This window comes from Rickettsia endosymbiont of Culicoides newsteadi (assembly GCF_002259525.1).
Lineage (GTDB): Bacteria > Pseudomonadota > Alphaproteobacteria > Rickettsiales > Rickettsiaceae > Tisiphia.
In genome coordinates this window covers 1-9,196 of the sequence record NZ_MWZE01000107.1, presented here as the reverse complement: position 1 = coordinate 9,196, position 9,196 = coordinate 1, and the positions used below count along the sequence as shown (strand labels likewise).

The following is a 9,196-nucleotide window of genomic DNA, read 5'->3' as shown; positions in this document are numbered from 1 at the left end:
AAATATCCACATCACTGCATTTATAAAAGTTCTATTGTCTCTTGCAATACCTCCCCAACAACCTTTCTGACCAGGTAAATTACTTTCTATCTTATTCCAAAGCTCATCGCTTATATCATGTCTTCTATGTGCTAAACTCATTGCTTCTTATCGCCTATTTTTATTACTACAATTATAATAACAAATCACATAAAATTATGCAATCACAATCTCGTGACGACATACCCTAAAGAAATCACCAACTTCTCATCAATTGACTATATCTGAGTTAGCTAAGGCACTTCTATGCTCCATTACTTTTTCTTTGCAACTGTAAGAATGTTTATCGTTCTATCTTTTAAAAATTCTGATCCGTCAATTCCATATTGAGCTATAGTCTCAAAGCCATTTATAGTAAGCATTTCCTGGAGTTCTTTTGCTGTATAAATTTGCAAAGAAAATTTATTATAAAATCTTTTTGGCTTATCTGCATTCTTTTGAATCATATGAGTGTCGTAGGATGTGAGATACGAGTTTTCTCTATCAATTATAGAACATTGAGTTGAATATATCTTTGTATTATTAACTTTCTTTTGAAATTGCATTGCCATATCAATTACAGTACTATCAGTCATAGCATCCAAATTAAATATGTCGAATATATAAATTCCGTTGTTATTTAAATTTTGGTATATATTTCTCATTGCTTTCTCAAACCCAACTTTTGTAAGATGACCTACTGCGTTAAAGATGGTAATAACCGCATCAAAAGCCCCAGCCTTTAATGTACGCATGTCACCGTCAATAAATTTGACATCAACTTTTTCATTATAAGCTTTTTCTCTTGCAATTTTCAGAAGAGCGGAATTGAAGTCTGCACCAGTTATTTTATATCCACGCTTTGCAAGAAAAAATACTTGAGAGCCGGTGCCGCACTTAAGGTCTAAAACTGTTTGGACATTACGTTCTCTCAATAAGTTTTCAATAACACCGTTTATTTTATCTGTATCATCATTTATATTATGGGCGTCAAAATATTCAGGTAATTTTTTGTATTCAAGTGGTAGCCCAAGCTGACTTTTTTTCATCGTTTCTTCTGAATTAAATTTATAGCTAATGGGTTTAGCTGTACCTTGTATGAATTTACTATATTATGCAGTCAAGATACTATATAATTTATATTATAATTATATAGTATCTATTATGTCTAATAAAATAGCAATTAGCCAATTTAAAGAACACTGTCTTGAAATTATTGATAAACTTCAGGCTAACCAACAATCAATTATTATTACCAAAGGAGATAAACCAATAGCAAAAATAGTTCCATTAGATAAAACAAAACTATCTTTACTTGGAATGTTAAAGGGAAAGGCTGAAATTAAAGGTGATATACTTAACCCAATTGATGAAAGGTGGGATGCTAATCTATGACTAATCTAATCGTACTGGATATCCCTACCACAATTGTTGAAAGTTAGAAGGTGGAGAGGGTTTTAGATAGCTTTTCCGTCATTGCGAGACCATGTAATGGTCGAAGCAATCCATTTTTGGTTACTTTTATTGCTTCGTCGGCTATGCCTCCTTGCAATCTGATGTATCCCTACGAAATTCTTGCTATTTTACGCAAGTTGCCAATTAAGTTAGCTCATAAAACCTAGATGTCAAGCAGTTTACGAACTATTTGACACGTGAAAAGTATAATCAAAACGCTATGTATTTTAAAAAATTTCTAATTTTGAGAATTTATTGCATTTTTTGACCTGATTAAATGTTCTTCAAACCTTGTGAAGTCTAGGGTTTACTAAAATCAATTAATTGGCAACTCGTGTTATTTTGCAACAATTTCGTGGGGATACATCAGCTTGCAATGACGCCAAGCTATTTTCTATATGACTTTTAGATGCCATGGTAAGGTGAGTAACTAAAGTAATTCTATATTTGGCTCTTTTGGGCTGTGAATAAACATGATTTTTTTGAAATAGGTACCTATTTCAAAAAAATCATATTTATTCTCGCCGGAAAATAGCTCAAAATATAATTAATTAGTTATCGCAGGCAGCCTCCTAGTATTACAGTTGTAGTTTAAGTTGATAATTTAACCAAGATCAAGCAAAATGGCTATAAAACAGCAAATCAATCGTCTTCATCCCAAACTATACCTACTTCAATGTAAGCACGGATGAAATCCATATTCTTCCGCATATCGTATAGTTGAGTAGTTAACATTTTTAAGGAGCTTTCTATTCTTTTGTTAGTATTAGATGTTTGAATACTCAATGATATTAATCTGCCTGATAATTCCTGCAGTTTACCTTTAAGTTTGTCAATATCATTAATTTCATCAATCTTTTTGTTTTCATTTATCTCCTTGCCTTCTTCAGCAGATGTATCATAGGGATCATCCTGGTTGTCCATATTTATCTGGTCAAGGTTTATTGTTGTCATCTTAATATTCCATTAATCATGATAATTAGTAGTTTGCACAGTATATTTATATATAATATATCATATCTTTTATTTTTACAAAAGTACTATATTTTTATTTAATAATGATATATAAACATAGTAAGGTATAGAATTAATAAAAATATTCTTATACAGCCTAAATAAGTTCTACGTTATATAAAATTGGAGTAATTTGTTGAATAAATTTAAGTAATACAGAATCACTATCAAACTAACAATATAAAAGCCCTTAAATGTTTTGAAGTATGACTACAATAATATTATTCTGATGGTGAATTGGTATAAGTTCTGAATTCTTGATAATATGGAATATGTACAAAACAGTAACTTTATGCAAGGTGATAGACTTCCTGCATAAGTTAATCTAGTTGATGATTTGTCGTCATTTTATATAAACAAGATAATATTTTGATCCAATATCAGTTGGTAAAAAACTAAAATTTCTATAACAATTTTGTAATAATGATCACTATTAATAAACAATTATTAGAAGAATACAGAAAACAAATATCTAGTAACTTAAAGTATTTATTAGATATTTACTCAATTAATGTACTTGATTTAGCCTCTAAACTTGAGCTGTCCTACACCCCTATTTATAACCTATCCACTGGTTGCGGTAATCCTACTTTAGATACTTTGTTAAAAATATCTAATTATTTTAATATCAGCATATCTCAATTTATTGGAGATATACCCATAAACAAAATCAACAGTACCAACTATCTAAAGATGATACCTGTATTACAATGGAGAGAAGTTCCAAAATTCCTATGTACACAATATTCAATAAAACCAAATGATAAACAACTATTAATTTCTTCTGAACATCTTATTCCACAAACGGCTTTTGCTTTATATGCCAATGAAAAAACAGAACCGTTATTTAAAATTGGAACTATATTGATTTTTGATAAAGCAGTTCCTGATATAGAAATCTATGATAATAAATATGTTTTGCTATCAAGTGATAAGTTGTCCTTAACTATTAAAAAACTATTTGTAGAAGAAAGTATTATTTTCACACAATCTATTAATACACTCATTCCTCCTCAACCGTTATTGGATAATGTTAGGGTGTTAGCTTATTTAGTACAAACTAGACTGGATTTTTATAATACTTAAAATTATGCATACTTTTTAGCTATATATATAGTACATGGCGATAGTTCTTTTTCCTTGCCCCAAGCATATCCATCTTCATCTTTACCGATTGGGTTATGAGTTCTCACTATATTTAAACCAGCCTTGCTTATTATTTCACGATAATCTTCGTCACTCCAAAAATAGTCATATATACTTAAGTTAATATCTTTAAAAAAAATTTTAACTATGGAACCGCTACTTAAATTTTTATTTTCTTCAAATTGGGTATTTTCTGATAACCAATCTATATTATACGTGTCCTTATTACACAGGATAACTATAAAAGTACCATCAACTTTTAATACTCTAGCAATCTCTCGAGTAATTTTAAGTAGTTCTTGTTTATTACTAATTTCCATTAATACCCAACTTGAAAATACTAAATCATAATAATTGTCTTCAACAGGTATTTCAGCACTGTTAATTACTTTATACTTACCATTGGGATCCAAATTTTTGGCATGTTTTACCATTTCTTGATTAATATCAACTCCATCAACATTTAAACCAAGTGATTTTAAATATAATGATGATTTTCCTGCACCACTACCATAATCTAGAACATTTATGCCGGTTACATATTTATTTATTAATTTTGGTATATCTCTAAATGCTAAAAATTGTGTTCCTGTTATACTTAAACGAGAATAATATTCAGCATACAGAGAAGCGTTACGTCTATAATCTACTAGTGTCATTGTAACAGTTATTTATATTCATACTTAAAAATCATTTAAAAAACTTTGGTATCAGTTGGTTAAAAGATGGTTTTTCAAAAACATTGCTATTATCGACTCTTTTTAAAAACTCTACCAATTTAATTGTTAAAGGTAAAGTTAGTATTTCATAAAATACTTTTATAATAGTCAATAGAAATATCATTTTCATTAATTCCAATGAAGGTATTCTCCCTGAAAAAGCAATATAACCAAACATCGTACTTTCTATCAATGCACCAATAAAAGTACTAAAAACTGCTCTAAAAGCAAACATTCTCCCCTGAAATTTAATTTTTAATAATGATATTATTACAGCATTAGTTAATTCACCAATAAAGTAACTAAAAACCGAAGCTGTAACTATTCGTGGTGACATAAAAAAAATTGTTTCGAATGCTTGTTGATCGTGCCAATATTCCGAAGGTGGTAATAAAGCAATAATATATATAAAAATACTAAATATTATATTAAAATAAAGTGCTAACCATATTGTCCTTCTGCCAGCTAAAAATCCGTAGACCTCTGTTAATACATCATTAAGAATATATAATAATGGAAAAATTAACGTACCTGCTCCAATAGAATAACCAAAAAAATTACATAGTTTTATCTCTGCAATATTTGACAATATTAGGCATACTATAAATGTAATAGTTATAATATGGTAATATTTCTTGTTCCTACTTACTTCATGTGTGTACGATTCTTTTTCTGAAAAGATTTTAGATAATAATAAAATATCACTAGAGTTAAAGAATTGTACTTTATTCTCTATAAAAAGCTCTTTTAAACTGAATCTTATATCTATACCTTTATTTATTACTTCGCATATTACTTCGATACCATATGGTTGCTCAATAAAAGATTGAATCCTATATTTAATATTTGTTCCACTAAATAAAGTATCTTTCAACTGAGAAGAGAATGATTTTAGAAACATAATGTGTTTACCAAATTAGTGACTTAATTCATTAATAAATCAGGAGAAAATTATTATATGAAATTCCTTCAACAAATTAAATATTCCATACATATTTTTTGTTGTTTCTTTCATTATAGACTTGAATTCATAGCATATCAGTGCTGATTCCTAAAAAATAGATTAGAAGCTTAATTGAATTCTATCGCACATTCCTACCCCTGTCTAACAAATTATTTTGTTATTTTAGATTATCATAAAATAATATAATAGCAATAATTATTGCTATTTTTGGTCAGGGCGATTTAAAAGTCGCAACTAAAGATCAAATATCTGCTGGAGTTATAATCTAATATTAGCTTGGGTTTAGAAGGGAAAGTGATAGAATTGTAGTAAGAATATTTGGTCTAAGCTTGAAAAGTTTGGATAATATTTTGCCGTTGTAATGATTATATTGCAAGGATTGTAGCCTGAACGTTAATTATTTCTGGCTAATATGTAGAACGATTAAAAATTTTTAAAAAATTAGATGAAAGTAAAGAAAAATCTAGAATATAATAGATGATAATAGTATAAGTACTCCGTTAAAGATTTTTCAACTATAAATAACGGAGCATTATGAGCATATCTTTATCTCTAGAAAAAGTCAAAGATTTTAGAAAAGCTCGTGGTAAGAGATATAGTGCAGCGAGTGGTTATAAAACTTATAGCAGTAGGTTTATTAAAAGTATTAGAAATAATTTAAAATCTATTTCTAGATTTGCTAAAAGTTTTAGCTATGAATAAGAGAATGTGTTTATGATAACAAGTCTCGGCTAATTTTACATATTTGTTTGATGTGTCGAAAGCCGTTCAGATATTCAAATGGCATATCAATTACCTCAATTTTTCTTCTCTCTATTCTCCCATGTTGTAAATCGGTATTTTCTTCAAAACTCCTGACTTCTTGCCATTTTTCTGCTATTTCATCAAAAACTTTGCTGCTATAATAATGCAAATTAGTACTACAGTTGTAGATTGAATTAATAATAAAAATAGAGTAGGATAAGAAGAGAAAAAGAGTAAATTGGTGTTATAATAAGTATGGAAATAGAAATAAATGATTTAGAACAGCAATTAGTTGATAGGTGGAGAAATTTTAGTAATTATTTTTCTCGTAGCCAAGGATGGAAAACAGGATTAAATTACATCAAAGGATTACTATGTAGAGTAGACCGTAAAAATAGTTGGCAAATAGCTCAAACTGTGGGTAATGTTAATCCATACCCTTTCCAAAATATGTTGAATCGTGGTAGTTTTGATGAAGATGGAGCTCGAGACGCTAATCAACAACTGTTGATTTCAGAATTAGGAGAAGGTGGAATATTTGTAGTAGATGATACTGGTTTTTTAAAGAAGGGAACAAAATCAGCTGGAGTTAAACGTCAATATAGCGGTACAGCTGGTAGAGTTGAGAATAGTCAAGTTGGTGTTTTCGGTGGGTATAAGACAAAAAAGGGTCATGCGTTAATTGATCGAGAATTATACATTCCAAATAATTGGATAGAAAACAAAGAGCGTTGCAAGGAAGCTGGTATCGAAGAAAATGCAGAATTTTATACTAAACCACAATTAGCTTCAAAATGTTACAATAGATTTATTGACAATGGTCATAGAGTTTCCTGGGTAACTGCAGATGAAGGATATGGTAGAGATGGTGAATTCATAATCAACCTTGAGAACCGTAAGCAATCTTATGTTCTTGCTGTGCCAAGAAATACAATAATGCGAGTAGGGTTAGTCAAATTTAAAGCGGAAGATTGGTCTAAGAAGTTCGCTAATTTAGAGTGGCATAGAGCAAGCTGTGGTTATGGTAGTAAAGGGGAGAGAATATATGATTGGGCATTGATTAAACGATCAGAAAAATGTGAGAAAGGATTTGCAAGATTTTTATTAATCAGGCGTAGTAAGAGCAATATCAATGAGCTGGCCTTCTATACAGTTTTTTGCCAGCTAGATAAATTATTAGAAGAGATGATTGATGTAGCGGGTAGTCGCTGGTCGATAGAAGAATGTTTTGAGATGGCTAAGGGAGAAACAGGGCTTGATCAATATGAAGTTAGAACAAAGAATGGTTGGTACCGTCATGTAACATTATCAATGATTGCCTTGGGAATATTAGTGATAACCAGAGTTCAACTAATGCCGGCAGCTACAGGGGACTCATTGGAAGAATTTAAAAAAAAACGGAAAAAATAATAAATTATACGGTTCAAGAGATCAGAAAATTTTATTACTTTATCATAGAGCAGTATCATAGAGCAGTCGTTGTTACTAACAAAAGAATTTATACTTGCTTCCTCCATTTGGCGACGCAAACACCAATATCTAGCTCTTTTATATCACTATCAAACCACATCTAAACTACAACTGTAGTACTAGATATCCACAACAAAAAATTGGGCAAATTGTCTATGGTTTAACACTAATCTCTAATAAATACAAAAACCTAAATAATAACAATCAGTTTAATGTTTCTTTAGATTTTTGTAATAAATTCCTAAACCCCTTCTGATAGAGGCTCAATATCTCCAATTAACAAACTCTCTAATGCTTCATACAATTCAGCGGAATTACTTACGTTAGACAATAACAACTTAAGATTATGATTACTAATAATTTTTGTTCCTGAACTATGTTCTATTTGTTGTGATTGTTGCATTTTCTGTAATTTTAGTACCATAACAAGCTCTAGTGTCTCACACTTTGATTGTTGTATTATTTCGAGGTTTTTTTGTTTCTCTTCTGCTTTTATATTATCTTCAGAAACCAATTTTTCTTGTACAGAATCTACTCCTTGTTCGATCTTCTTAGATAATTCTTCTGCTTGTAATTGGTTTATCTCTAATAGTTTATTTATATCCTTTAATAACTCATCGCTTACCCAGTTCCACCTCAAATCTAGCTTTTTCAAAGTTTTATTATTTTGTAAGGCTTGGACTAATGCCTTCGGCCCCTTATTGCCTATATTGTTGCCCCACAAATCTAGCGTTTCCAAAGTTTTATTATTTTGTTGTAAGGCTTGTGCTAGTGCTATCGCCCCCTCATCGCCTATCTGGCAGCATCGTAACGCTAGTGTCGTCGCAGTGCTATTGTTTTGTAAGGCTTGTGCTATCGTCTTCGCCCCCGCATCGCCTATCTGATTTTCCGAATATATTGTCGTCACAGTTTTATTGTTATCTAAGACTTTGGCTATTGCATTTGCTTCCTTATATCCTATCTGATTCTTGTTGTGCTTAAATTCTATGCTTGTCACTGAAGGGGCAAGATTACTTGTATTTTTGTTTACACCTATAATATCATATATTTGGTTAACTAAATTATCGCTTATATTGTTGTTATTTAAACTTAGTTGCATTACAGTATAATTTTTCTCTAAGGCGAGGACTAGTGCCTTCGCGCCCTCATTGCCTATCTGGTTGGCACCCAACCTTATTGTTGTCACAGTTTTATTATGATTTAAGGCTTGTGCTAGTTCTTTCGCCCCCTCATTGCCTATCTGGTTGTTATCCAAATTTATTGTCGTCACAGTGTTATTGTTTTGTAAGGCTTGTGCTAGTGCCTTCACCCCCTCATCACCTATCTGGTTGGCACCCAAATCTATTTTTGTCACAGTTTTATTATTTTGTAAGGCTTGGGCTAATCCTTCGCCTCCTCATCTCCTATCTGGCTGAATCTCAAATGTATTTTTTTAGGATTATCGCCTACTTGCAGGGCTTCGATAATTTCTTTAAGTGTAGCCATAATCATTTACCTCATAAATTTAATTAATATTAAATTATTCTAAATAATTTCTAGTAGTTTAATCCAATTTTCTTACTCTGGATATAATTGCTAACTGCATAGCAATATTTTATAAACTTGTAAAGTAAAAACCTATAATCTTTACAAATAAACCTTATATGTAAGGCTAAAGATATAGGAA

General features: G+C 30.5%; 10 protein-coding genes and 2 pseudogenes. 4 read left to right on the top strand and 8 right to left on the bottom strand.

Annotated features, from left to right (window positions below; translation table 11 throughout):
- Positions 1-141 (bottom strand): annotated as a pseudogene (locus RiCNE_RS08110) (IS5/IS1182 family transposase); the annotation flags it as partial.
- A gap of 152 nt (positions 142-293) precedes the next feature.
- Complete coding sequence (locus RiCNE_RS06215; protein ID WP_094649717.1) at positions 294-1,067, bottom strand: class I SAM-dependent methyltransferase; 774 nt, start codon at positions 1,065-1,067, stop codon at positions 294-296.
- A 115-nt stretch (positions 1,068-1,182) separates the two neighbouring features.
- On the opposite strand from RiCNE_RS06215, the gene RiCNE_RS06210 reads away from it, so the two are divergent.
- Positions 1,183-1,413 carry a type II toxin-antitoxin system Phd/YefM family antitoxin gene (locus tag RiCNE_RS06210; protein WP_094649718.1) on the top strand — a complete coding sequence of 77 codons (231 nt, stop codon included), beginning with the start codon at positions 1,183-1,185 and terminating at the stop codon, positions 1,411-1,413.
- Between the two features lie 702 nt (positions 1,414-2,115).
- Here the strand turns inward: RiCNE_RS06210 and RiCNE_RS06205 are convergent.
- Positions 2,116-2,427 (bottom strand): hypothetical protein, encoded by a 312-nt coding sequence (locus RiCNE_RS06205; protein ID WP_094649716.1) that lies wholly within the window; start codon positions 2,425-2,427, stop codon positions 2,116-2,118.
- A gap of 483 nt (positions 2,428-2,910) precedes the next feature.
- Here RiCNE_RS06205 and RiCNE_RS06200 point away from each other — a divergent pair, with 483 nt between their 5' ends.
- Positions 2,911-3,573: a helix-turn-helix domain-containing protein gene (locus RiCNE_RS06200; protein ID WP_094649715.1), complete on the top strand. Its 663-nt coding sequence runs from the start codon at positions 2,911-2,913 to the stop codon at positions 3,571-3,573.
- Positions 3,574-3,575: 2 nt separating this feature from the next.
- Here RiCNE_RS06200 and RiCNE_RS06195 read toward each other — a convergent pair whose 3' ends face one another.
- Positions 3,576-4,292: a class I SAM-dependent methyltransferase gene (locus tag RiCNE_RS06195; RefSeq protein ID WP_094649714.1), complete on the bottom strand. Its 717-nt coding sequence runs from the start codon at positions 4,290-4,292 to the stop codon at positions 3,576-3,578.
- Positions 4,293-4,323: 31 nt separating this feature from the next.
- Complete coding sequence (locus tag RiCNE_RS06190) at positions 4,324-5,253, bottom strand: queuosine precursor transporter (protein WP_094649713.1); 930 nt, start codon at positions 5,251-5,253, stop codon at positions 4,324-4,326.
- Positions 5,254-5,850: 597 nt separating this feature from the next.
- On the opposite strand from RiCNE_RS06190, the gene RiCNE_RS07585 reads away from it, so the two are divergent.
- Positions 5,851-6,018 (top strand): hypothetical protein, encoded by a 168-nt coding sequence (locus RiCNE_RS07585; RefSeq protein WP_157905702.1) that lies wholly within the window; start codon positions 5,851-5,853, stop codon positions 6,016-6,018.
- A 10-nt stretch (positions 6,019-6,028) separates the two neighbouring features.
- Here RiCNE_RS07585 and RiCNE_RS06185 read toward each other — a convergent pair whose 3' ends face one another.
- Positions 6,029-6,229 carry a hypothetical protein gene (locus tag RiCNE_RS06185; protein WP_094649712.1) on the bottom strand — a complete coding sequence of 67 codons (201 nt, stop codon included), beginning with the start codon at positions 6,227-6,229 and terminating at the stop codon, positions 6,029-6,031.
- Between the two features lie 86 nt (positions 6,230-6,315).
- Here RiCNE_RS06185 and RiCNE_RS06180 point away from each other — a divergent pair, with 86 nt between their 5' ends.
- Positions 6,316-7,470 carry an IS701 family transposase gene (locus tag RiCNE_RS06180; RefSeq protein WP_094649711.1) on the top strand — a complete coding sequence of 385 codons (1,155 nt, stop codon included), beginning with the start codon at positions 6,316-6,318 and terminating at the stop codon, positions 7,468-7,470.
- A 301-nt stretch (positions 7,471-7,771) separates the two neighbouring features.
- Here RiCNE_RS06180 and RiCNE_RS06175 read toward each other — a convergent pair whose 3' ends face one another.
- Together RiCNE_RS06175 and RiCNE_RS08445 are read right to left on the bottom strand one after the other, a co-directional pair.
- Entirely contained in the window at positions 7,772-8,839 is a 1,068-nt protein-coding gene (locus RiCNE_RS06175) for a leucine-rich repeat domain-containing protein (RefSeq protein ID WP_338050571.1), read from the bottom strand.
- A pseudogene (locus RiCNE_RS08445) lies at positions 8,834-8,887 on the bottom strand (hypothetical protein); the annotation flags it as partial. The gene RiCNE_RS06175 and the pseudogene RiCNE_RS08445, both read right to left, overlap by 6 nt.
- Positions 8,888-9,196: the final 309 nt, after the last annotated feature.